The sequence below is a fragment of the Acinetobacter sp. 479375 genome, assembly GCF_000581715.1.
Taxonomy (GTDB): Bacteria; Pseudomonadota; Gammaproteobacteria; order Pseudomonadales; family Moraxellaceae; genus Acinetobacter; species Acinetobacter ursingii.
In genome coordinates this window covers 16,904-39,017 of the sequence record NZ_JEZN01000003.1, presented here as the reverse complement: position 1 = coordinate 39,017, position 22,114 = coordinate 16,904, and the positions used below count along the sequence as shown (strand labels likewise).

The following is a 22,114-nucleotide window of genomic DNA, read 5'->3' as shown; positions in this document are numbered from 1 at the left end:
CCTGACCTAGACCGTCAGGCTTTTTCTTTGTCTGAATCCCCGTTAATCCCTTCCAATCCCTCACCGAAAATTACTTCTGTAGAGAGATCCCGCATCAAAGCTCCTAATCCCAAGCGCTCAAATGATTTTGCTTGTAAATTAAGTACATGCCACTCACCTGCTATTTCCTTCTCAAGTAAATATGCAAGGTATTGAGCAAGGTCTTTACCTTTGATTTCAGCGAGTACTTTTGCTCGCTCATGGTTTTCAGGAGACAAACGCACATGCGTAGATTTTTTATCAAGACTCATTTGAGTGTCCTTAGGCAGCAGAAGATTTGTTGCTTTGAATATTTGGGTTTAGAAATAAGTGTGGATATTGGAGTTTCACCTTTGCTGGTATTCCTCTAGTCATCCAGTTTTGAACTCGCTGTTTATCTTTGAAGCCTAGTAGCTCTGCCACTCTTGTAGAGCCACCAAGCCGTAAGAGAATTTCTTTATCAGCTTCGATAGACATGGTTGCCTCTAGTAAACGTTTGTTTATTTAATAGTAAACATGATGTTTCCTAATGTCAAATCATTTGTTTAACACAAAGTGTTTACTTTTTTAGATAATGTATTTGTTGATGTATTTGGATAATGTGATGAAAGAAGAAAAGGCTGCACACCCCTCTGTTATTCGTCTTTTAGAGGCCAGTAAAATGACTCAGGAGGAAACAGCTAAAGCTATTGATGAGTCGCCTCAAACAATAACAAACTGGAAAAAAAGAGGCGTGTCTAAAGCTGGCGCTCTAAAGGCTGCTGCACAGTTTGGTGTATCGGCGAATTGGATTCTTAAAGGTGAGTTAAATAAGAACGAAGTAAACCCAACAAAAGTATTAGAGTGGGATTCTGAAACTCCTATTGACGATGACGAGGTTGAAATACCATTTTATAAAGAAGTATTGGTTGCGTGCGGTTCGGGGTCTTTGGTTGAAATGATTGGTAATGAAACTCGCAAACTAAGACTCAGTAAAGCCACTCTTCGACAGTATGGGGTTGAAGCGTCAAATGCATATGCCCTAACAGCTTTTGGAAATTCAATGTATCCAGTCATTAATGACAGAGCGACTGTGTATGTTGATGTGGGTAGGACATCGATCATTGACGGTAAAATCTATGCGATTAGTCATGGTGGACTTTTTAAGTTCAAGTATCTTTATAGAATGCCAAAAGGCGGTGTAAGGATTGTGAGTGCCAACAAAGATGAATATCCAGAAGAAGTATTAACAGCAGAAGAAGTTATGGATCAGGATTTTTGTGTGGTGGCTTATGCTTTTAATGTACAAAATCCTCTACCGTAATTGAAATAAACATTTCGTTTTCTAAGACCACATAAAGTGGTCTTTTTTTATGTCTCTGTTTAGTAAAAGAAAACAAAATAAATAAACATTTGTTTAATATTTTTCTTGACTACAGTAAACGCTGTGTTTACTATTATCTCACAAACAAACAAAAAAGCTCCGAACACTTGCAGGCGGACGGAGCTTTACTCAACGAGTGAGGTCATTATGACACAGAATTACGAAATTAAAAATCGCTGGACTGGTGAGGTCCTTTTCTCTTGTGAAATCCCTGACGGTATGGAATCTGGAATGATTGCACGTCATGCGGTTGAGACTGCTATTGCTGAGAGCGCGAATCTTCGGGGCGCGGATCTTCGGGGCGCGAATCTTCGGGGCGCGGATCTTGGGGACGCGAATCTTCGGGGCGCGAATCTTTGGGGCGCGGATCTTGGGGACGCGAATCTTCGGGGCGCGAATCTTCGGGGCGCGGATCTTGGGGACGCGAATCTTCGGGGCGCGAATCTTTGGGGCGCGGATCTTGGGGACGCGAATCTTCGGGGCGCGAATCTTGGGGATGCGAATCTTGGGGACGCGAATCTTTGGGGCGCGAATCTTGGGGATGCGAATCTTGGGGACGCGAAAAATGCTCCGCTTATTATCCCAACCTTACGATGGCTTGTTTGCATTAATGGATTTGGTTACATGCGAATCGGCTGTCAAAACCACAAAGTAGAGCAATGGAAAGCTTTTACAGATCAAGAAATTAGTCGCATGGATAGTGATGCTTTGAAATTTTGGAATCAATACAAGGTCATGCTTTTGGCTGCTTGTGAAGCGCATGTTCATTCAGATGAGGAGGTTGATCAATGACACAAAACGAATTAATCGATCAATTGATCAAGAATCAAAATGAGAAGCGTGAAAAGCTTGCGTCACCATCTTTCATGAATTTGCTTTCAATCGGCTTTGTCGTTCTGTTTTTCGCGTTCTTGTCTGCTGTTTTTGTTTATAAGGCTGCTGATGAGATGGACTATCAAGAAGCAATGGCAAAGGCTTATCAGGCGCAGTTTGCGGAGCATAATCATGAGTGAGCTGATTAGTGGTGTCGATGCGCTTAGAGCGCTGGCGGATGGCAAGGAAGTGCAATATTGGTCTGAAAATGACCCAAGCATTCAGATGAGATGGACAACAATGACTGGCCATTTTTGGGATCAATATAATTTAGGATATTTTCTTAATGAGAAAACAGCATTCAAATTCCGCCTAAAACCCCGCACTGTAAAACTTGAAATCGAAGTGCCTGCGCCTTTTCAGCCAAAGGTTGGTGATATTTACTTTATCGTTCATCCTGCATTCAAGAGTGGATATACCTGCAATACATTTGACGATACTGAAAAACACAAGGAATTTGTTAAATACGGTGCTTGGCGAACTGTTGAAGACATCAAAATCGTCGTTGAGCAGCTTCGCAAACTAAAGGAGCACTCAAAATGAATATGATGCTTCGTACTCCAGACTCGGAAGTTATTCGCATAATTTTAAACGAATACCACACCTGTAAAGCTTGTGGCTCAACAACTAAAAACCGTTTTTTGTGTGAAGGTGGATACATCTGGCAATGCAAATGTGGTTGTGCTCAGCGTGTCTGGTCATGCAGTAAAGACTACACAGATGCATTGAATTACGTTTTGTCGTGAGGTGTGTATGGGCTTGCTATTCAACACAGACTTTCTTGAGCAATTTGGGTGTTTTGCTGGCGAAGAATCGGAAGCCACGCACTACAGCACTTTTGGCGGATCAGATTGGAAGCTTTTAGTAAATAAAGATCAATTGTTTTACTGGGATGCATTATCCAAATCATGGCGCAGATGGCATTTGACATTAGCTCACTGCACACCAATTGGTGAGCAAGAACCGAATTTTAGATGTGGGCCACAAAAGCCAATTGAACAACAAGTTATCAATATTGTTCGCATAGATCGGGATGTGTATTACCCGAACCGCGGACGTTCACATATAGTGGGTGATTAAGATGAACTCAAAAGTAAATGAATTACAAGTTATTGAACAAAACGCAATTATTGTTGCATTTCAAAAAGAAAATGGCATTCAAGATTTGTTTGATCGAATGGCAGAACAAGCGCGTTCAATCGTACCAGATGTCACCACAAAAAAAGGTCGTGATGCTATTGCCTCACAAGCTTACAAGGTAAGTAAATCTAAAGCCGCTGTAGATAATCACGGCAAGGATTTGGTTGCAGGTATTAAAGCTCAGGCTGCTGCAATTGATCGTGATCGTAAGGCATGGCGTGACCAGTGTGATGCACTGCGTGATGAGATTCGAAAGCCGCTAGATGACTGGGAGCAAGCCGAAAATGATCGTGTTGCAAAGCATCAAGCGGTAATTAGAGCCATTCATAGCTTGCATGGTGAAAACATCTTGAATAAAGAATCTCACGAGATTAAGGGTTATATCTTTGATCTTGAAAATACAGAAATTGATTCGTCTTTCGAAGAGTTCGAACAAGAAGCCAAAATCGCAAAATTGGAAACACTTGAAAAGCTACGCACTGCCCTGACTGCACGTGAAAAATATGAAGCCGAACAGGCTGAATTAGAGCGTTTGCGTCAAGCTGAAATTGAGCGCCAGCAAAAAGAACGTGATGAGGCTATTGCTCGTCAAGCTGCTGAAAATGCACGAATCGAAGCTGAAAAGAAAGCTCAAGCAGAGCGTGAAGCCGCAATCTTGCGTGAAGAAAAACTAAAACAGCAAGCGATTGAACAAGCAAAACAAGCTGAGACTCAAAAGCAGCAAGCGATTGAAGCGGAACGCTTACGCATTGAAGCCGAACAAGCTGCAAAGATTAAAGCTGATCAGGAAGCGGAAGCAGCGCGTTTAGCGAATAAAGAACACATGCGCTCAATCAATCGTGAAATTTTGAATAAGTTTTGTGAAATCGGACTAGATGAAGGTCAGGCAAAAGCGGTTATTACTGCGATTGCAAACAACCAAGTTCCGCATGTTTCAGTCAAATATTGAGGATTAGAAGATGAATGCACCTGCAAATAACAATATTGTTCTAGCTCAAATGCACAAAGTGGCTGTGGCGTTTGACATGGTTGATGTGGATCCAGAGCAGTTAAAAAAGACATTAATTGACACTGTGTTTAAAGGCGCGAATGACGTGCAGCTTGTCAGTCTTTTGATTGTTGCAAACCAGTACAAGCTCAACCCATTTACCAAAGAAATTTATGCTTTCCCTGCCAAAGGCGGTGGCATCACCCCTGTTGTTGGTATTGATGGTTGGGCGCGAATTATTAATGACAATCCTGTTTGTGATGGTATCCAGTTTGAGCAAGATGATGAATCATGTACTTGCAAAATCTACCGCAAAGATCGATCACACCCTACTGTTGTGACTGAGTATTTGAGCGAATGCCAAGGCACATCTGAACCATGGAAAAAATACCCAAAACGCATGCTTCGTCATAAAGCGTTAATTCAGTGTGCGCGTGTTGCTTTTGGCTTTTCAGGTATTTATGACGAAGATGAAGCGCGACGCATAGATGATTGTCAAACTTCACAGGTTAAGACGGTTACATCTGACGTTCCAGAAGGATACCAAGAGTTTGAGGATGAGCACTTGCCTACCCTGAATCGTGAATCGCAATACGGTTCAGAACGCCTTAAGAGTGCGTATGAAGCCCTTCCCCAAGGTTCACACAAAAACCACTTGTGGGCAAAGCATTCTGTCAACTTAAAAGGAATCGCGCAGTTTGCCGACCAAGCCTTATCCAACCAAGGAGAAACCTATGAACATTCTCCAGCGTAATGAAGATTGGTTTGCAGATCGTGTAGGCAAAGTGACTGCAAGTCGTGTCAAAGATTTGAATGCGAAGCCTATGAAAGGAAAAGCTTTAAATGCATTGGGTTTAACTATTCTTGCTGAGCGTCTTACTGGTGTTCAAAAAGAAATCCCAACCAGCTATAGCATGCAGTGGGGAATCGATAACGAGCCTCACGCTATTGCAGCCTATGAAAATGAAACAGGTAACTTTGTAGTAGGAACGGGCTTAATTGATCACTCTTTTATTGAAATGTTTGGCGCGTCACCTGATGGGATTGTAGGTAAAGATGGGCAAATTGAAGTTAAGTGCCCTGACACAACAACGCACCTTAATACGCTTCTGACTAGAAAAGTGCCTGATGAATATATTCCACAGATCACCAGTCAATTGTCTTGCACTCGTCGTGAGTGGTGTGATTTTGTGAGCTATGACCCACGATTGAAAGCAGAACTTCAGATCATTGTTATTCGTGTATTTGCAAAGGATTTGGATATTTCTGGCATGGAATCTGATGTTCGAGCATTTAATAAAAACATTGATGAAGCAATCAAAAGCTTAGGAGTGGCGTGATGAGACTTTACTTAATCCCTTACGCATTACGAACCAGGTCTTATTTAATGATCGAGTTTAAAGAATGGTGCTTAAAAAAGAACTACGACATATCCAATGATTCTAATTTTAGCATCAAGAAGCCGAATGGTGTTGTTGGGCGTTCATTTAAAAATGATAAATGCAACAGAAACTTTTTATCAATATGTCGAGATTTTTTGATCAATGAAAAGGGTCACAAAATGATTGGTTGTAATAAGAGATAGGGTGGCGAGATGGAAATTAATCAATTAAAACCTGCTGAAATTGTGCGTGATGATATGGGCCAATGGATTCATCCCGAATATTGCGCATATATAAATGCAATGAGCGGAGAATCAGACTATTTCACTAAAGAGGAATGGGATCAGCTTAAGCAACATTTCAATATCGAAACCGTGACGATCTGGATGGAAGCAAGTGTTTCGCAAGATGATTGGGAAATAATGATGGATGCGTCTGATATTACAAAGTGGGAACCAATCGCACCGCATGGATTTTTCTTAATCGATATTGGGTTTGGCGAAGATGATGCTTGTGCGCTCTTTGCTCGTGAAATTCGTGAAGAAAGTGAGGTGGCGTGATGGTTGATTTAGAGAAAGAACATAACGAATTTTGTGAAAAATATCGCGTGCGTGAAAATGGAATTATTTTCTCAGCAGAATTAAATACATTTGATTTTGGCAATTTAAAGCAAAGCGCCAATAAAAGCGAAATCAATCTTTTGATTGAAGTGAGAAAAATGTGGTCTGCTTGGCTACGATGCGCCGAATCAAAACAAGTCGAAATCGACTCACTCAAAGCTGAAAACGAGGAACTTAAAACAGCTTATTCTGGTGTAAATGCAGCACTTCTCGAGCAATTAAAACTTAATAGCGACTTGCATGAGAAACTTCTAGGTGCAAGTGATGGCGAGTTTGTTGTGGTGCCGAGAGAGCCTACGGATAACATGATTGATGCTGCAAATGAATTTGTCAGTGAAGATTATTCTGATATGGAGGCGGCATACAAAGCCATGATCGAAGCAGCGCAAGGAGATGGGGATGAGTGAAAAAAAGCCCTATGTTGAAATCTATGCTAGTGAAGGCTATTCACTTCAAATGAATATCAACGATATATCAGATGTTTATTTTGTGATTCTGTTTTTGATGACAGCATTTATAAGAAAGTCGGATTCTGTGAGTGTTGTAGAAGAAGCTGAAGGAGGTTGATGTGAAAATTAGATTAGAGGAAATGACTCAACAAGATAAAGATGATCGTTTGAATCGGTTTCTAACTGCACCAGAGCAACAACTTTTCCCTCAAGAAGATGTTGCGATTTACTTAGCATGTTCAACACATACACTTCAAAGGCTGCGCTGCACCGGCGGTGGAATTCCTTACTCAAAAGTGGGTCGCAGCGTTGCATATAAGAAAGCAGATGTGCTCAGGTTTCAGCAGAAGCAAACAGTAATGAATACAGCTCAACTTGCTTCTTAGTCGAAGCAATTGAGCCTACCCTGATAAACAGCTTCGATATCATTCATTGCAAGCCGTAATTTTTTAATTGATACCTGAACATAACCACCAGTTACATCATTTTTTGCGCCCGACCTATGATTAAGTAGGCGCTTAATGGTGTATGGTCCATAATCAAGATTATTGCAAATAGTGGCGAATGTTCTTCGTAAGTCATGTAGTGAGATAGCAACACCTGTCTGTTCCGCAAGTGTTTTAAGCAAACCATGCGCACCAGATATATGTTTAGCTTTGGAAATCATGCTCGAACCCGGAAAAACGTACTCATTATTTTTTAATTCATAGCGCTGTTTAATGATTTCAAAAAGATGATCACCCATCGGTAGTAAGTGGTCATCCCCATTTTTAGGATCTTTAAAAACAAATAACCCTTTCTCTATGTCCACATTTTCCCATTTCAATGTTTGAGCTTCGTTGCGTCGGCAGCCTGTGTACATGATGAATAAGACCAGATCCCTTGTGGCATTCTTACTTGCATCCTCATACAAAGATCGTTCGGTATAGTAATTTAAGACCGCATTATAATAGGTATGAATGTTTGTTTCATCTAAGTGCCTCGTTCTTGCTTTAGCCCTATTCCATCCACGCTTTGCAGGAATCACATCAACCGGGTTTTGTTTAAGAATTGGATTTTCATCAGTTGAGCAATGGATTTGAGCGAAGCGCCAGATAGACCCGAACATTTTTAAAGTAAGGTTGGCTTGAGTGGGGCTATATTCGGTCAGTTTAATAAACCGGTCAAATACATCTTTTTTGTTGATTTCAAATATAGGTCGTTCTTTCCAGTCTGAAAGGAATGTGTTGATGCAGTGATTGTAAGTATTCACGGAAAGCGGCTTTAGCTTTCTTTGCTTTAGGTACATGTCGAAAGCCTGACTTAAGGTCATTTCGTTGTTTAAGGTATCTTTCTTTTTTTCAAAAACACCATTGGCAATTTCCGCTAAAACAGTTTGAGCCCTTTTTCTAGCTTCGAGCGGTGTTATTTCATTTGTTTTCCCGAGCGTAACTCTAAAGAGCTTGCCTTCATGTCTACGTTCAACAATATATGATTTGCTTTTTGTTGTGGCGCGGACTGCAAAACCAATTAGGTCTGAGTCGCGATAGATGGCTTGCCCTTTTTCAGTCAATACAATAGCATCAACATTAGACTTGTTGAGTTTCATTTCAGACTTAATCTACAAATTCGACACTTGCATTTTAATCCTGAAATCACTCAACAGTCTACACATAGTCTACACCTTAATTTAAAATGTAGAATAAATTCAAAAATAGACATTTAAAAACAATTGCTTATAAAATACCTATTCTATACAAAATTAGAAACGCCAGTTATAGAACAAATCGATTGCACGTTCCAAAGATTGACTGGCTTCTAGATAAAGACGTTTATTCATTTGGTAACGTAAAGTTAATTTATTCACAGGTGTAAACACACCTACGCCGTAGCGAATAAACAAGTCAGGAGTAATATAACCCGTTAGACTCACCTGTGTATCATCACCAGTACCCTGCGCGTCTAATGCCAAACCACTTAAGCCAAAGGTCCGTCCGATTTGATTGGTAAGTGCACGAGTGCCACCTAAACCCATACTGATCCCTGCTGCGGCAATCGTGTTGTTGACATCTGATTTAAAGCCCGCTGTGTTGCTTAAACCACTATTACCCTCATTGATACGACCTGTCACCAGTGCATTGAGAGCTTCCTGCTCCGATAAACCTGCATCATTATAAATCTGGATATTAGGTACAGCGGCGGTACCTGTAACACGAACACCCACTGTACTGCCTTGAACAGATTTGTTGGCATCAACATCTAATGTCGGATTAGAAATTGGTCCGTTAAAACGAGCAATCGCGCGATTTAAATCTAGGCTTTGTCCATACGCTTCAATTTTAACTTTTTGGCTAACACCAATTGCACCACTTGCGCGTAGCGCAGTTTCAAGTCCGCGTTGCGATAAATTGAGACGACCCACCAAAGGAATTCGACTATTAAAGCCTTGAAAGATCACTCTTTCACTACCAATATTGACCGACACATCTGCTCGAATATCCCATGGTTTAGCTGCTTTCAAAATCGCAAGTTGATCCTGTCCATCTCTAACAACCCGTACATCAGATGAAACTGCCACCACAGGTTCACTTGCTTCTGGCATAGAGATTAAAGCACGAGGAATATCTATTTTCCCATTTACGATCAGACGTTTACTTAGCGGATAGGCATCCATCGATACATCTGGATTGACAATCGCGGTAATCAATGGTGCTTGACGAACAAGTAGATTATCACCCTTCAAATTTAATTGAACACGTGGATCATTTTTCCAGTCGATATTTCCTGTCAGTTGTCCAACGCCACGCCCACTATTAAACGCTCCATTAATTGTAGCGTTGTCCTGACGGATCGCCGAATACAATTGAATATTAGTAAGATTGACAGGCAATGACATCATACTAATCGAACCATTTTTTAGACGTAAATCACCTGTAATTTGGGGCTGAGTCAAAGTTCCATTAATCTTTCCAGCCAGTGCTAAAGTTCCATTCATTGAACGGACATCACTAATGAAAGGTTTAAGCACTTTAAGTTGTACATTATCAAAGGCCACTTCACCATTCATTGGCATAGGGGTTTGATAAGGATTAATAATGACTTTGGCATAGCCTGTACCAATTTCTGGTGTTTTGACATCTAATCTTAACAATAGGCCCTGACTGACACTTTTGGCAATCACACTGAGCTGATCATAACTTAAAGTCGATGCAGGATCTTGAGGGTCGGTAGCAGCCAATCCAATTTCACCATTTTGAGTGATTAATTGCGCGTCGAGTTTGGGCTGAGCACCATTTGCCCAAGATGCTTTAGCATAGCCATTGAGCTTACCTGTAATGGCTAAACCTTCTGGCATAAATGCTGCGAAATCATTTAAATCCAAATCTCGGGTTACAACTGAAAGATTTCCTCGTGCTTTACTGACTCTTAAAGGCTGATCCAGACAAAGCTGACTATTTTGGCTAGCCCAGCAATGCTGTCCAACAAATAATTCCTGATTGCCTGTGCTATAAATAACCGCAGCATTTTGCTGCTGTTTTAATACAGCACGGCGCGAGTCAAAAATACCCTGTTGAATTTGTCCAAGCCAGTCATTATTTTGGTTAAAACCACCTGCCAGTTGCACATAAAATTTTGAATAGTAGTTCCAGCCTTGTAACTGAACCAGATGTGCTTTACGCGTACCTGACAAGGTTATACCTGCGTATTGGATCTGACGTCCACCACGATGCAAATCATCTAGCGTCGCTTTTAATGACGTTGGTGTGGTGTCAGAAGTTGGGAGTTCTCCCAATATTTGTATTTTTTTGACACTAATATCACCAAAACCAAAGTTATCGACCACCAAATTTGCAGTCGCTTTTAGTCTTGGTTGAGCCTGAACATTCAAATATCCATAAGTACGACCACGTAATCCAGGATAAAGTTCATACATGGCAGGTGCATTGACCTTCAAACGTAAGTTTTGTGCATTACCAGAAGCCTGTACCTGATTTTTACCATAGGCCAAGAATAAGTTATTTGCCTCAAATTGCTGTGGTAAAAATCCTTTTTGGTTAGAGTTCACTATCATCGATAGATTACCCGTACCACGAACGATTTTGTTATTTAAAAAGCCCGCCATGTTGAGTTTTTCGATATTAATTCGTTTGGAGTTTTCAGCCCAGAGTCCTTGAGTTTTTAAGTTACCAGAGAGCTCACCTTTAACACTAGAAACAAAATATTGCGGCTTAAAACGAACCAGTGAAGCATTAATATCCCAACCAATTGCATTTTTTAAATTGACTGAACCTGATGCAAAAATTTTACCCGCAACACCATTGTGCTGTAATTCAGCAATTTTTATAAAATCTGGCGTTCCTGAAATATTAAACTTGAGTAAGCCTTTGCCCTGATTAAATGCATTTAGACCACCATCATAGTGAACTGCAAAACTTTTAAATCCACCACCCGATTTTTCATCATGAAAAACGATTGCAGCAGTACTTTTTCCAGTCAGCTCGATCATTTCATTTTGAGTAGAATTTGCCATACGACCTTTTAATGAGATCGCATCAAATTGGATAATCTGCTGATTCGGCTTGGCATATCCATTTGCCTTGATTTCACCATTGAGCAAATTTACAGGCGCAGCAGTAGTAATCGTTTGTGGATTAAAGTCTTTCGCATTTAAAATAGCATTCCATTTAAGTTGACGCTTTTCTGATGGCAGTTCAACTTTAGCCTGACCACTCAAACTACCTTTTTGAAGCGACTGATAGGTAAATGCAGGAACATTCAAGATATTATCTTTTAAATTCAAGCGCGCTTCATATTGACCCGCAGGCAACGTCGCTTGTTCATGCGTACGTACATTGGTCGCGACATGGATATCTTGTTTACCTTCCACCAAGGCCAAATTGACCTGTCCTTCATCGCTATCTAACCAACCAATATAAGGCATGGCACGATCAATATTTTTCCATGAAACATCCAGAATCATCGGTTGAACGTTTTGTTGCGATGCTTTTTTTGGTGTAGTCTGAGCCTGATTAAGCTTACCCTGCCATGATTCATATTTATCAAAATCAAGATTTGCGGTCAGCGCCGTCCCTTTTCCGAGTGAACCGGCTGATGCGATATTGGCATCCAACGATGGCGGTAAAAAATCGACGATTGCTTGAGGGATCACTTTATCTTTTGGATTAAGATGATTCAGACGTCCTTTGACATCCCAAGTGACGTGATCATGCCAGCCAACATGTCCTGCTAAGCTCACAAAACCCTGCATGAGTTGACCATTAAAGTCATGAATATCGAGACCATTAACCAGATCGGTAGACATTAACGAGGTGTACTGACCTTCTGGAATATTTTCGCCCTTTAAGTCGGTTGCCAGATCCAGATCCAGTTTGTCTACATTTCCTTTAAACTTGGCCGTACCATCCTTAGAAAATAATTTTTGCTCTATGAGTAATGGCCAGTGATAATTTTTAAAATTAAGCTGACCAAACATCGGCACGCCCTCACGCACAGGATGAACCACCACCCAACCCGTCAGCAAATCTGGGGTATTGGTTGCAACGCCCGCTTTTATGGTGTCTAGACTTCCGTTTGCCGCGACTTTAATCGTATCAATATTTAAACTTTTTAACGAAGGTATAATTAAATCTGCACGCGCATTTAGAGGATATTTACCATTAAATGTCATTTTTCCTGTGGCATTGTCTACCGCAAGGTAGCCCATATTCATACGGGAATTTTCGAATTTTAGTTCTGTCCCAGACCAAACTGCATCCTCAAGATAAATATCATGAAAATCGACTTTCGATTTGACGGTTTGGATCACTAGATGATCAATTTCAGCCTCATTCAGTCGTAACACAAATGGCAATTTAATTTCACTAAATTTGAAAGGTTCATTACTCGGTGGAGAATGGCTAATAATTTGTAAATTACGCACATCTGCACGTCTTAGGTGTATCTCTTTACTCAAAATTGCGCGCCAGCCCAAAGACACATCAGCTTTGTCAATTTTGACGTCCAGATCTTTTAGTTTCACCCAAATATTTTTTAAAATAATACCTTTTAAAAGATTCCCGCCTTCGTAATCATAACTCAGAATATGTTGACGCTCCATGACCCGATCTAGCAGAAACTTACTGCCCCGATCTGTGGTAAACATCACACCTAAAGCAGCCACTAAAAATACAATAACAATGAGCAGCGTCAAAAGTGCATTTCTCAGAATGCGACGCTTTTTAGGAGGTGTAGGAGTAGCCGGTTGTTCTACGTCAGCCATAATATTCCTGAGTCAAATTTATTTTAAAGTTGTGAACCAATAAAGAAATGCAATCGAATTGGATGATTATCATCGGAAATACCTGATGCAACATCCAGTCGAATTGGACCAATAGGTGATTTCCAGCGAATCCCCACGCCTACACTATAAGCCGTATCATTTTTAAATTTTTCATCATAAGCATTACCAAAGTCTGAAAATAACGCTGCGCGCCAGCCATCCTTAAATTGGTAGTTATATTCAAGTGAACCAACAGCCAGTCCTTGCCCACCGACTTTATAGCCATATTCTTCTGGAGAAAGACTTTTATAATCAAAACCACGTATGGTTTGGTCACCGCCAGCAAAAAATCTTAAATTATAAGGAACTTTGTCAAAATCATCGGTAAAGATATAACTTAAATCAGAACGTCCGACAAATTGATGATCATCGTTTTCACCCAAGGAATAAATAAAACGCCAACCCGCGGTTAAAATAGCCATATTGGCATCGGATAATAGTGACTCACTCCCCAACTCAACTTTATAACTTTGTTTAAACCCGCGCGTTGGGTTAATGCTGCTATTGCTCGTTGTTTTTGAAAGTTCATATCCGAACAATAAAGCTTCTTGTTCTGCATCCGAACCCGGGACTTTAAATGCATCAGGAATATCATCACTATCCACAACACCATGCTGAGTTAAGCGATCCAGTCGATAGCGAAAACCAAAACTATGTTGCCATCCTCCTAGCGGATTTTTGATGATGCGTTCTGCCCCAAATACCGCAGATTCAGTCTCTAGACTCACATCAGGGCCGATGTCATCACGATCTTCGCGCTCATATCCACCAACCAGATTAATATAATCATTAATTGGATCTTTATAGGGAATACTATAACGCCCATCTATGGCCTGACGTATCTTCGATAGTTCAAGGTTAGCGTCAAAAGAGTGCCCCAAACTATTTACAATGGCGCGTCGGTATTGAGTTCGAATACGAAATTCAGTATCTGTGCCATAACCAATACCTGTTTCCACACTGTTTAAACGATCGGCATTTAAGGTCACGATGACAGGCACTTTCTTTTCTTCGCGTGCCTGAGCCTGTAGTTGGTCATTTTCAGAAGCACGTTGCTGCATCTTTTGTTGTTCAACTTGTGATTTTTCACTTTGCTGATCAGTTGACTGAGTCCCCGCAAATTGAGTTTCATCAGCTACATTTTGCGTGACTTCTTGACCAGATTTTGCATCCGCTTTTTGCAAGGAAGCCACTTGCTGTTCTTCAATTTTTTGCTGATCAACCAATTCTTGTAAGTCAGGTGGTAATTCCAATGGCTTTTCAATTGGATCAGGTTTAATGGTATCGACCAAGGTATAATTAAAATAACGCGAATTGGTCAGGTTATTGGCTAATGTATTCACACGCCAAAAAGCATAATCATCACCATCTTTCCACGGCGTCATACTTTTCAGAACTTTCATTTTTAATGGTAATTTTTTCGATGGGTCACTCATTCTGAATTCGACATTGCCCAGCTTATAACGCTCACCTGTTTCGTACTTTAAATTAATCGCTGCGGTGTCTTCTGGTTGTTTCACCTTGACATCATGTAAACGCCAATAAGCATCAAAATAACCATTATCTGAAGCTGATTCTACAATACGGCTTTTCGTTTGTTCATATTTACCATGATTTAAAATATCACCGACATCCAGATCTGGTACTAAACGAATGACCTGAAATTGTGGAGTGTTTGCGCCTGCTCCAGAAAACTCAATATTTTGCTCTTCAACTTTAACTGGATTATTTGGCGTCACGGTAACTTTGACTTTGCTATCGCTGATTTTTTCAAAATTAAACTTGGCATTGTAATAGCCCACAGCCTGAGCAGCTTGATTACTTAAACTGCGTAATTGAGGTAAGGCTGCATTAAAGTCACCAAAGGCTTCCTGAGTATAACTAGATAATTTGGCGCTAATATTTGCTGCCAAGTCAGCAGGTGCTCCGACCACTTCTGCACTAATCCGAGGATCAGCTTTAGCTGTATTAAAACTACGAGAAGGTCTAATTTTATAAAGAATGCGCCGAAAAAAACCGACTTTTTCATCTTGGTTATCGGCATGCACTTCAGCAATATCATTTAACGAACGTCCTGAACTATTCGCTTCAACCGTAATTTTCTGATCAGATTGAATGTGTTGCATTAAGCTATCAACATTCACAGGCGCTTGATTAATTTGGGCAAGCTCCTGCGCTGTTGGGGCGCTAACACCCGTTTCTGCAACTTTGGATGTCCCATTTCTAGCGTTAGCAGCTTCTCGTTTGGCTTCTTCCGCCACCTTAAAGATTTCGTTGGCCATATTGGCATCAACTTGTGTCTCAGGTATATCTTGTAGGTCTTCAAATTCTATCGGTTTAAATGCCTCAATTTTATTTCCAGCTTGTTCTTGTTGTTGTAATAAAGCCTCACTATCTTGTTGAGATAGGTTCTGAGAAGAATTGACCGAAGACAAATCAGCAACATGCTGAGGATTGCTAGATGTAGTCTGATCGGGTTGAATGGCTACAGCATCAGTACTATTTTTTTGTTGAGTATTGGCTATTTCTGACTGAAGACTTTGACTTAAACTTGAAGAAATAGAGGTATCTGAAATACTTTCAGCATGAGCAACAGGCGAAAAATATAAACTCAACAGCATGCTTGAACAGATGAATTTATTGATATCATGCACATTTAAAATAAAACGTACAGATTGGGCAAGAGTTGTATGTCTAAATTTAATATTCGCAAGCATGTAAAACTCTAGGCTTATTTTAATCGGAATCGCTTTAATGTATATAAATACACGGAAATCAATTGATTTTTCAATGTATCAACCGTCAAAAATATCATACATGATTTTCAAGGTGATTTAACAAATTCATCACATTTCTTAATAAATCGCAATGAAGTTTTAAAAAATGAAAAATGACAGCAACCTTCTGACATCGCGTCGATTTTTACCTATGTTTCTAACGCAGTTTTTCGGTGCGTTGAATGATAATGTTTATAAACAGGCGTTGCTACTTGTCATTACATATGGACTGATCAGCCAACAATCTGCCAGTGTAAGTACCTTAAACAACCTTGCAGCACTTTTATTTATTTTGCCGTATTTTATTTTTTCTGCCACTGCTGGGCAAATTGCAGATATGTATGAACGTGCCAGTCTGGTTCGTGCGATTAAGATTCTTGAAATTATCATTATGCTGATTGGTTCAGTTGGCTTTATAACAGGACATTTATTTCTGTTAATGGTGGCTTTATTTTTGATGGGCGTACATTCCACTTTTTTCGGCCCGATCAAATACGCGATTTTGCCTGAGATTTTAAAGCCCAATGAATTGATGTCGGGCAATGCCTTATTTCAATCTGGAACATCGATTGCGATCTTGCTGGGTATGATTTTGGGTGGAGCAGTGATTTCTTCGTCCCATGGTAATTTGACTTGGATTAGCATCACCGTAGTCAGCATTGCAGTGATTGGTTATATGTGTAGTCGCTTTATTCTGCCGCAAAAAATTGCTGAACCTGATTTAAAAATTGACTGGAATTTTTTTAGAACCAGTTTTCAAACCATCAAATATGCCAAAAGTATTCCTTTAATTTTTACGATTTTACTGGGTAATTCATGGTACTGGTTTTATGGCGCAACCTACCTGACGCAAATTCCACAACTGACTCAACAAAATTTACATGCCTCGGAAAATGTTGTGAGTCTCCTTCTGACTTTTTTCTCAGTCGGGATTGGAGTAGGTTCATTACTGTGCCGAAAAATTGGTGGATCCGAACTGAATATCAAAATGGTGCCAATTGGTGCAATTGGTCTAACAGTCTTTGCTTTTTATCTGGCTGCGAGTCTGGCGTTTGTCCCAGAAAAAACAGGGGAATTACTTTCTTTAAAAGAGATGTTTACCTCTGGATCGGTGTATTATCATGTCATGCTTGCCGTCACGTTGTTAGGGGTTAGCGGTGGATTTTATATTGTGCCACTCTATGCCATGATGCAAGCTTATTCACCGCGTTCGCATCGCGCGCGCGTTGTCGCTGCAAACAATATTTTGAATGCTGTATTTATGGTGTCATCAGCAGTATTTTCAATTATTATTTTAAGTATTTTAAAAATTGACATTAAAATTCTTTTTATTATTACGGCTGTCTTGAGTGCTATTTTTTCAGTTTGGTTACTGCGTAAGTTACCACCCATGTTAAATTCAGCACATGATTCTCTGGAGGATTAATTCCATGCGTCACTATACGGGTATCGACCGATTGATCAACTCTTTCGATCAAGCATTAAGAAGTTTAGTTCCTGGAGCAACTGCGGCGCATCGCAGCAACCCAGCCGAACAAACTGATGCGCCGCTAACAGTCAGTGATGCGCGTCATGTCGCTGGCTTGATGCGAGTCAATCATAGTGGTGAAGTCTGTGCGCAAGCGCTTTATCATGGTCAGGCGCTCACTGCAAAACTACCCAATGTACGCCGTGAAATGGAACAAGCCGCAATTGAGGAACAAGATCATCTGGCTTGGTGTGAAGATCGCTTAAAAGAGCTAGATAGCGTCCCTAGTTTACTCAACCCCATCTGGTACGGCCTTTCATTTGGCATGGGTGCGATTGCAGGTATTGCAGGTGATAAATATAGTTTGGGCTTCGTTGCGGAAACTGAACGTCAAGTGAGTGCACATTTGATCGATCATTTAAATCAATTACCCGCTTATGATGAACGTTCAAAGCGTATTTTAGAGCAAATGAATGAAGATGAATTGCATCATCGCGATACCGCACTAAATGCAGGTGGTGTTGAGTTACCTTTTCCTGTCAAAATCACCATGACTGCAATTTCAAAGCTGATGACCAAGACCAGTTATTATGTTTAATTTAATCAATTAAATAAGTAACTAAAGAATCTAAAAAGCCCTCTCAATGAACTTGAGAGAGCTTTTTGATTATTTCAAGCCATGTTGATATTTAAACCTTTCCAGATCTCGAATCGCATCACGATAGTCACGATTAATTCGGTCAGAATCATTTTGCAGATCCTTTAGGAGTTTGCGATATCGCTCACGATCTTCTGGTTTAAGTTTGTCATCATAAGATTTGCGTGAATATTCTTTGAAATTATCCTGATAACGCTGATAATCTCGTTCAGCATTATAGTACTCTCGTGCAGCCTGATCGTAACTTCTTAATTGACCACGAGTTTCTACAGGACAAACTTGATAATTACCATTGCCTTTTAGCGCTTCATAAAAAATATTCTCGGGTTGACAATAGTATGTTTGCCCCTTGCGATAGCCTTGTTCATATTGAATCTGATTTGGCTTGATATCCGCTTTTGAACAGGCTTTATAATATTGATCTAGCCGACGTTCCTGCCCATTCGAACCATCTTTTTCACCAACTGCTACCCAATTTGCTGTTTTACATTCATCCAGACTCATTGCGGCACAACCTGAAAGTAAAACAGGCACAATCGCCAGACCTAAAATTGTTATTTTCATCATTAACCCGAGCCACACATTTTATGAGATATATTTAATGAATGAACAAGTATGACATCATTCACAGTCAAACTTTATAAGACGATTCAATAGTTGTTTTAAAAATAAACATCGTTTATATAAATCGCAATCCCACACCAGCTACCGTTTCTATATATTTAGGTTGTAATGCATCATCCCCTAGTTTACTACGCAACTTTGCCACCAATATTCGAAGATAATGCGTATCTTCCTGATGCGTTGGCCCCCAAAGCTCTTTAAGCAATTGTGGTTGAGTCACGAGTTGCCCTCGATGTTTTAATAATAACGCCAAAAGTTGAAATTCTTTACGACTCAGATTAATCAAATTTCCCTGAATAAAAACCTGATGCTGCGCCAGATCAACCTTTAAATGATGATCATCAAAATCAATCTGATCTTTTACCCCAGTTGTAGCCTGCGAACGTAGCACAACCCGAATCCGCGCCATAAGTTCGGGCACACTAAAGGGCTTGGTCATATAATCATTTGCACCTGCATCAAGCAAAGCAACTTTTTCCTGCTCATCAGCACGGACAGACAATACAATAACTGGCACATTCGACCAAGTTCTCAGCTCCTGCAATACTTCCCGACCATCCAGATCAGGCAAACCCAAATCCAGAATTACCAATTCGGCTCCTTGAGTTGCAAGTACCTCCAATCCTTTCATCCCTATTTCACAAAGTATCGTTTTGTAGCCTTGTGCACGTAAGGCAATGTCCAGAAATTTTCGGATTTGTGGCTCATCATCAATCACCACGATGCGCGTTTCAACGGAACTTTGTAGAGTCTGATTCATTTTTTTTAATTCATATTTGTTCTGGATGAATAGGTAAACGTATTCTAATCAGTGTTCCCTGTTGATCGCTACCTGTTGTCGCTGTGATTTCACCCATATGAGCACCAATAATTGCTTTGACGATGGTAAGTCCAAGCCCTGTTCCAAAGCGTCCCCGATCTCCACGTTCCATCGTATAAAACATGTCAAAGATTCGATTACGTTCATCTTCGGGGATTCCAACACCCCGATCTTCTATTTCAATTTGTAGCGTCTGATCATCCCATTTTCGAGTACGCACCTGAATCGGCTGATCTACAGGAGAAAATTTTGCGGCATTTTCCAGCACGTTAAAAATTGCCTGTTCAATCAAGGCAGGGTGCACATATAGTTCTATCGGTTGCTCTGCCCGCTGAATATCAATCTTGATCTCAGGCATATAGCGTTTTAGCCGTTGAGTTGCTGAACCTATCAGTTCATCCAGACCAATCCAGTCACGATTTAGTTTGAGACCATCATGGCCCAGTCTGGTCATATCCAATAGATTTTGAATATAGCGATCCAGCCGTTCACCTTCAAGACGAATCGTATCAAGCAATGTATCCTGATCCTCCTGAGACAAAGCAGAGTGATAATTTTTAAGGGTATCGGCCGAACCCATCATCGACGCCAAAGGTGAGCGTAAATCGTGTGAAACCGATGAAAGTAATGCAGAACGAAGTCGCTCGGTCTCACCCATAATTTTCGCTTGTTCCAGTTCGTCTACCAGTTGAGTACGCAACATGGATTGGGCAATTTGCTCGACCATCGATTCGATCAGGCGTTTTTGCTCCACATTCAAAGCAATTCGCTGCTGAGTTAAATCTAGTCCCAATACCCCCAAATTTTGTTTCTGAGCTAAAAGCGGCATAAACCACCAGTCAATCTGGCTAAGTGTATCGGTATATTTGCCACAGCCTTGTTGATGCTTTAAACACCAATCCGCTGCAATTCTTTCTTTGTCGTTTAATTCTCGATCAGAATGAATCATGTTATTTTGTGCAATCATGATCCAGACAGGAAAATTAAACTGCTGTTGAAAAGCGGTTTGTGCAATCTGAATAACATCATCTAAATGAACTGCACTGGATAATCGTGCGGTGACATCCTGCATACGACTGCTAAAGGCATTCGCTGCCCGAAGTGACAATACCTGTTGCCGCAAGCGTGATGCAAGACGACTGGCTATCAACGCCGCAGCTAAGTAGGCAATAACGGTGACAACGCCTTGATGAGCTGAAATCTGGAAAGTAAAACGCGGCTCGATAAAGAAAAAATTATAGGCAAAGAAAAAAAGCATGGCGGTAATTACCGCTGCCAACATCCGTGTCTTGGTTGCAACCAATAATACAGCCACGATAAAAATAATCGATAAATCATCGACTCCGACATACACTTCCGCTATTCTTGCCAAGATAATACTTGTAAATGTCACCATCAAAATGAAGAAAATTTCTTTTAAGCTCAATAAAGAGAAGTAAACATCTTGCCCTAATGGCTTTTGATTAATGCTATCACTTAAAGGTTGCAACACCACTTCAAGTCGCTGATTGTTTTCTAATAAAATGGAATGAAGCGGTCTTTTAAAAAGTGGTTTTAAGCCTGTAGATGGGTGATAACCCAAAATCATGGATGAAATTGATTTTTCCTGAATCGCATCATTCAATGTTTGAGCCACTTTAACACCATATAAAATTTCGGTTCTCCCCCCTAATTGACGTGCCAATTGAAATGCCTGTTCGACTTCCAACTGAACAGGCGCATATTTTTTTTGATCGGCGTAAAAACTCTCCTGAGCCACATGTACTACCGTCCATGACAATGCTCGTTTTTCAGCAAAACGACTGGCTGCTCGTACTAAATATTCTGACTGACCTCGTCCATCAATCGCGACCATCATCTCATTTTTTAACGGAATTGAACGCGTGCCTTGCGCAAGATAAGTTTCTCTCAAATCCGACTCGACATGCTCTGCAACGAATTGCATCGCCAATTCACGTAAAGCTGTCAAATTTTGAATACTAAAAAAACGTTGTAAAGCCGATTGCGCCTGATCAGGCAGATAAACTTTACCCTGCTGCAAGCGTTCAATCAGTTCATTTACGGGCAAATCGATCAGGCGTATATCCCGAATACGGTCAAACACCCGATCTGGCACGGTTTCTGAAACCCGAATCCCTGTCAACTGATAAACCACGTCATTCAAACTTTCCAGATGTTGAATGTTCATGGTGGTAAATACATCTATGCCAGCATCTAACAGCTCATTTACATCCTGCCAGCGCCGTTCATGACGGCTATTGGGAATGTTACGGTGTGCCAGCTCATCAACGAGGACTATCGTAGGACGCAAGGTTAAAATGGCATCCAGATCCATTTCATCAAAATATTGCTCTTTATAAAGAATATTTTTACGTGCTAATATTTTTAAACCTTCAGTTAAGGCAATGGTCTCAGCCCGACCATGAGTTTCCACAATACCAACTGTAATATCAACACCTTGGCGCGATAATTCGTGCGCACGGCTTAACATGGCATAGGTTTTACCAACGCCCGGAGCCGCTCCTAAAAAAACGGTCAAACGCCCTGCCTGATAGCGCTGAACATGATTCAGTAATGCCGAAGCCTGATCTTCACGTGCTGTGGTCATATTGATA

General features: G+C 40.6%; 22 protein-coding genes. 14 read left to right on the top strand and 8 right to left on the bottom strand.

Features of this window, described 5'->3' with window-relative positions:
• Window positions 1-14 precede the first annotated feature (14 nt).
• On the bottom strand, window positions 15-290 hold the full coding sequence (locus J500_RS03865) for a hypothetical protein (RefSeq protein WP_034698330.1): 276 nt from the start codon (window positions 288-290) through the stop codon (window positions 15-17).
• 10 nt (window positions 291-300) lie between these two features.
• Window positions 301-495, bottom strand: coding sequence for a hypothetical protein (locus J500_RS03860; protein ID WP_034698327.1), 195 nt, complete (start codon window positions 493-495; stop codon window positions 301-303).
• A gap of 127 nt (window positions 496-622) precedes the next feature.
• Here J500_RS03860 and J500_RS03855 point away from each other — a divergent pair, with 127 nt between their 5' ends.
• The 12 genes from J500_RS03855 to J500_RS03800 all read left to right on the top strand — a co-directional run bounded on the left by J500_RS03855 (window position 623) and on the right by J500_RS03800 (window position 7,219).
• Window positions 623-1,321, top strand: a complete 699-nt coding sequence (locus J500_RS03855; RefSeq protein ID WP_034698324.1) for a S24 family peptidase — start codon at window positions 623-625, stop codon at window positions 1,319-1,321.
• A 207-nt stretch (window positions 1,322-1,528) separates the two neighbouring features.
• Entirely contained in the window at window positions 1,529-2,173 is a 645-nt protein-coding gene (locus tag J500_RS03850; protein ID WP_034698321.1) for a pentapeptide repeat-containing protein, read from the top strand.
• The gene (locus J500_RS03845; protein ID WP_034698319.1) at window positions 2,170-2,394 is read left to right on the top strand and encodes a hypothetical protein; all 225 of its coding nucleotides are present in this window, start codon (window positions 2,170-2,172) and stop codon (window positions 2,392-2,394) included. Before J500_RS03850 ends, J500_RS03845 begins: the two co-directional genes overlap by 4 nt.
• A complete protein-coding gene (locus tag J500_RS03840; protein WP_034698317.1) occupies window positions 2,387-2,797 on the top strand; it encodes a hypothetical protein in 411 nt (136 codons plus the stop codon). The genes J500_RS03845 and J500_RS03840 overlap by 8 nt, the downstream gene beginning before the upstream one ends.
• A gap of 210 nt (window positions 2,798-3,007) precedes the next feature.
• Window positions 3,008-3,334: a hypothetical protein gene (locus J500_RS03835; RefSeq protein WP_034698314.1), complete on the top strand. Its 327-nt coding sequence runs from the start codon at window positions 3,008-3,010 to the stop codon at window positions 3,332-3,334.
• A 1-nt stretch (window position 3,335) separates the two neighbouring features.
• Complete coding sequence (locus J500_RS03830) at window positions 3,336-4,343, top strand: hypothetical protein (RefSeq protein ID WP_034698311.1); 1,008 nt, start codon at window positions 3,336-3,338, stop codon at window positions 4,341-4,343.
• Window positions 4,344-4,353: 10 nt separating this feature from the next.
• On the top strand, window positions 4,354-5,136 hold the full coding sequence (gene bet / locus J500_RS03825; protein ID WP_004997221.1) for a phage recombination protein Bet: 783 nt from the start codon (window positions 4,354-4,356) through the stop codon (window positions 5,134-5,136).
• A complete protein-coding gene (locus tag J500_RS03820) occupies window positions 5,117-5,722 on the top strand; it encodes a lambda exonuclease family protein (RefSeq protein ID WP_034698308.1) in 606 nt (201 codons plus the stop codon). The genes bet and J500_RS03820 overlap by 20 nt, the downstream gene beginning before the upstream one ends.
• 254 nt (window positions 5,723-5,976) lie before the next feature.
• Window positions 5,977-6,324, top strand: a complete 348-nt coding sequence (locus J500_RS03810) for a hypothetical protein (protein ID WP_034698303.1) — start codon at window positions 5,977-5,979, stop codon at window positions 6,322-6,324.
• A complete protein-coding gene (locus J500_RS03805) occupies window positions 6,324-6,791 on the top strand; it encodes a hypothetical protein (RefSeq protein ID WP_034698300.1) in 468 nt (155 codons plus the stop codon). Before J500_RS03810 ends, J500_RS03805 begins: the two co-directional genes overlap by 1 nt.
• Window positions 6,784-6,951: a hypothetical protein gene (locus J500_RS17360; protein ID WP_155757818.1), complete on the top strand. Its 168-nt coding sequence runs from the start codon at window positions 6,784-6,786 to the stop codon at window positions 6,949-6,951. The genes J500_RS03805 and J500_RS17360 overlap by 8 nt, the downstream gene beginning before the upstream one ends.
• 1 nt (window position 6,952) lies before the next feature.
• A complete protein-coding gene (locus J500_RS03800) occupies window positions 6,953-7,219 on the top strand; it encodes a helix-turn-helix domain-containing protein (protein ID WP_228130664.1) in 267 nt (88 codons plus the stop codon).
• Here the strand turns inward: J500_RS03800 and J500_RS03795 are convergent.
• The 3 genes from J500_RS03795 to J500_RS03785 form a co-directional block, all read right to left on the bottom strand.
• Window positions 7,216-8,421 carry a tyrosine-type recombinase/integrase gene (locus J500_RS03795; RefSeq protein WP_034698296.1) on the bottom strand — a complete coding sequence of 402 codons (1,206 nt, stop codon included), beginning with the start codon at window positions 8,419-8,421 and terminating at the stop codon, window positions 7,216-7,218. The genes J500_RS03800 and J500_RS03795 overlap by 4 nt on opposite strands.
• 153 nt (window positions 8,422-8,574) lie before the next feature.
• Window positions 8,575-13,092 (bottom strand): translocation/assembly module TamB domain-containing protein, encoded by a 4,518-nt coding sequence (locus J500_RS03790; RefSeq protein WP_034698293.1) that lies wholly within the window; start codon window positions 13,090-13,092, stop codon window positions 8,575-8,577.
• A gap of 23 nt (window positions 13,093-13,115) precedes the next feature.
• Window positions 13,116-15,869, bottom strand: coding sequence for an autotransporter assembly complex protein TamA (locus J500_RS03785; protein ID WP_004998184.1), 2,754 nt, complete (start codon window positions 15,867-15,869; stop codon window positions 13,116-13,118).
• Window positions 15,870-16,035: 166 nt separating this feature from the next.
• On the opposite strand from J500_RS03785, the gene J500_RS03780 reads away from it, so the two are divergent.
• A complete protein-coding gene (locus tag J500_RS03780) occupies window positions 16,036-17,355 on the top strand; it encodes an MFS transporter (protein ID WP_034698290.1) in 1,320 nt (439 codons plus the stop codon).
• A gap of 4 nt (window positions 17,356-17,359) precedes the next feature.
• Entirely contained in the window at window positions 17,360-17,995 is a 636-nt protein-coding gene (gene coq7 / locus J500_RS03775; RefSeq protein WP_004998190.1) for a 2-polyprenyl-3-methyl-6-methoxy-1,4-benzoquinone monooxygenase, read from the top strand.
• Between the two features lie 69 nt (window positions 17,996-18,064).
• Here coq7 and J500_RS03770 read toward each other — a convergent pair whose 3' ends face one another.
• From J500_RS03770 to J500_RS03760, 3 genes are all read right to left on the bottom strand, one after another.
• Window positions 18,065-18,622, bottom strand: a complete 558-nt coding sequence (locus tag J500_RS03770; protein WP_004998192.1) for a DUF2799 domain-containing protein — start codon at window positions 18,620-18,622, stop codon at window positions 18,065-18,067.
• Between the two features lie 112 nt (window positions 18,623-18,734).
• The gene (locus J500_RS03765) at window positions 18,735-19,439 is read right to left on the bottom strand and encodes a response regulator (RefSeq protein ID WP_004998194.1); all 705 of its coding nucleotides are present in this window, start codon (window positions 19,437-19,439) and stop codon (window positions 18,735-18,737) included.
• A 10-nt stretch (window positions 19,440-19,449) separates the two neighbouring features.
• A complete protein-coding gene (locus J500_RS03760) occupies window positions 19,450-22,107 on the bottom strand; it encodes a sensor histidine kinase (RefSeq protein WP_004998196.1) in 2,658 nt (885 codons plus the stop codon).
• Window positions 22,108-22,114: the final 7 nt, after the last annotated feature.

Excerpts from the sequence above, each read along its gene's own strand:
- J500_RS03865 (WP_034698330.1), bottom strand. The coding sequence starts at position 290 with ATGAGTCTTGATAAAAAATCTACGCATGTGCGTTTGTCTCCTGAAAAC.
- J500_RS03860 (WP_034698327.1), bottom strand. The coding sequence starts at position 495 with ATGTCTATCGAAGCTGATAAAGAAATTCTCTTACGGCTTGGTGGCTCT.
- J500_RS03855 (WP_034698324.1), top strand. The coding sequence starts at position 623 with ATGAAAGAAGAAAAGGCTGCACACCCCTCTGTTATTCGTCTTTTAGAG.
- J500_RS03850 (WP_034698321.1), top strand. The coding sequence starts at position 1,529 with ATGACACAGAATTACGAAATTAAAAATCGCTGGACTGGTGAGGTCCTT.
- J500_RS03845 (WP_034698319.1), top strand. The coding sequence starts at position 2,170 with ATGACACAAAACGAATTAATCGATCAATTGATCAAGAATCAAAATGAG.
- J500_RS03840 (WP_034698317.1), top strand. The coding sequence starts at position 2,387 with ATGAGTGAGCTGATTAGTGGTGTCGATGCGCTTAGAGCGCTGGCGGAT.
- J500_RS03835 (WP_034698314.1), top strand. The coding sequence starts at position 3,008 with ATGGGCTTGCTATTCAACACAGACTTTCTTGAGCAATTTGGGTGTTTT.
- J500_RS03830 (WP_034698311.1), top strand. The coding sequence starts at position 3,336 with ATGAACTCAAAAGTAAATGAATTACAAGTTATTGAACAAAACGCAATT.
- bet (WP_004997221.1), top strand. The coding sequence starts at position 4,354 with ATGAATGCACCTGCAAATAACAATATTGTTCTAGCTCAAATGCACAAA.
- J500_RS03820 (WP_034698308.1), top strand. The coding sequence starts at position 5,117 with ATGAACATTCTCCAGCGTAATGAAGATTGGTTTGCAGATCGTGTAGGC.
- J500_RS03810 (WP_034698303.1), top strand. The coding sequence starts at position 5,977 with ATGGAAATTAATCAATTAAAACCTGCTGAAATTGTGCGTGATGATATG.
- J500_RS03805 (WP_034698300.1), top strand. The coding sequence starts at position 6,324 with ATGGTTGATTTAGAGAAAGAACATAACGAATTTTGTGAAAAATATCGC.
- J500_RS17360 (WP_155757818.1), top strand. The coding sequence starts at position 6,784 with ATGAGTGAAAAAAAGCCCTATGTTGAAATCTATGCTAGTGAAGGCTAT.
- J500_RS03795 (WP_034698296.1), bottom strand. The coding sequence starts at position 8,421 with ATGAAACTCAACAAGTCTAATGTTGATGCTATTGTATTGACTGAAAAA.
- J500_RS03790 (WP_034698293.1), bottom strand. The coding sequence starts at position 13,092 with ATGGCTGACGTAGAACAACCGGCTACTCCTACACCTCCTAAAAAGCGT.
- J500_RS03785 (WP_004998184.1), bottom strand. The coding sequence starts at position 15,869 with ATGCTTGCGAATATTAAATTTAGACATACAACTCTTGCCCAATCTGTA.
- J500_RS03780 (WP_034698290.1), top strand. The coding sequence starts at position 16,036 with ATGAAAAATGACAGCAACCTTCTGACATCGCGTCGATTTTTACCTATG.
- coq7 (WP_004998190.1), top strand. The coding sequence starts at position 17,360 with ATGCGTCACTATACGGGTATCGACCGATTGATCAACTCTTTCGATCAA.
- J500_RS03770 (WP_004998192.1), bottom strand. The coding sequence starts at position 18,622 with ATGATGAAAATAACAATTTTAGGTCTGGCGATTGTGCCTGTTTTACTT.
- J500_RS03765 (WP_004998194.1), bottom strand. The coding sequence starts at position 19,439 with ATGAATCAGACTCTACAAAGTTCCGTTGAAACGCGCATCGTGGTGATT.
- J500_RS03760 (WP_004998196.1), bottom strand. The coding sequence starts at position 22,107 with ATGACCACAGCACGTGAAGATCAGGCTTCGGCATTACTGAATCATGTT.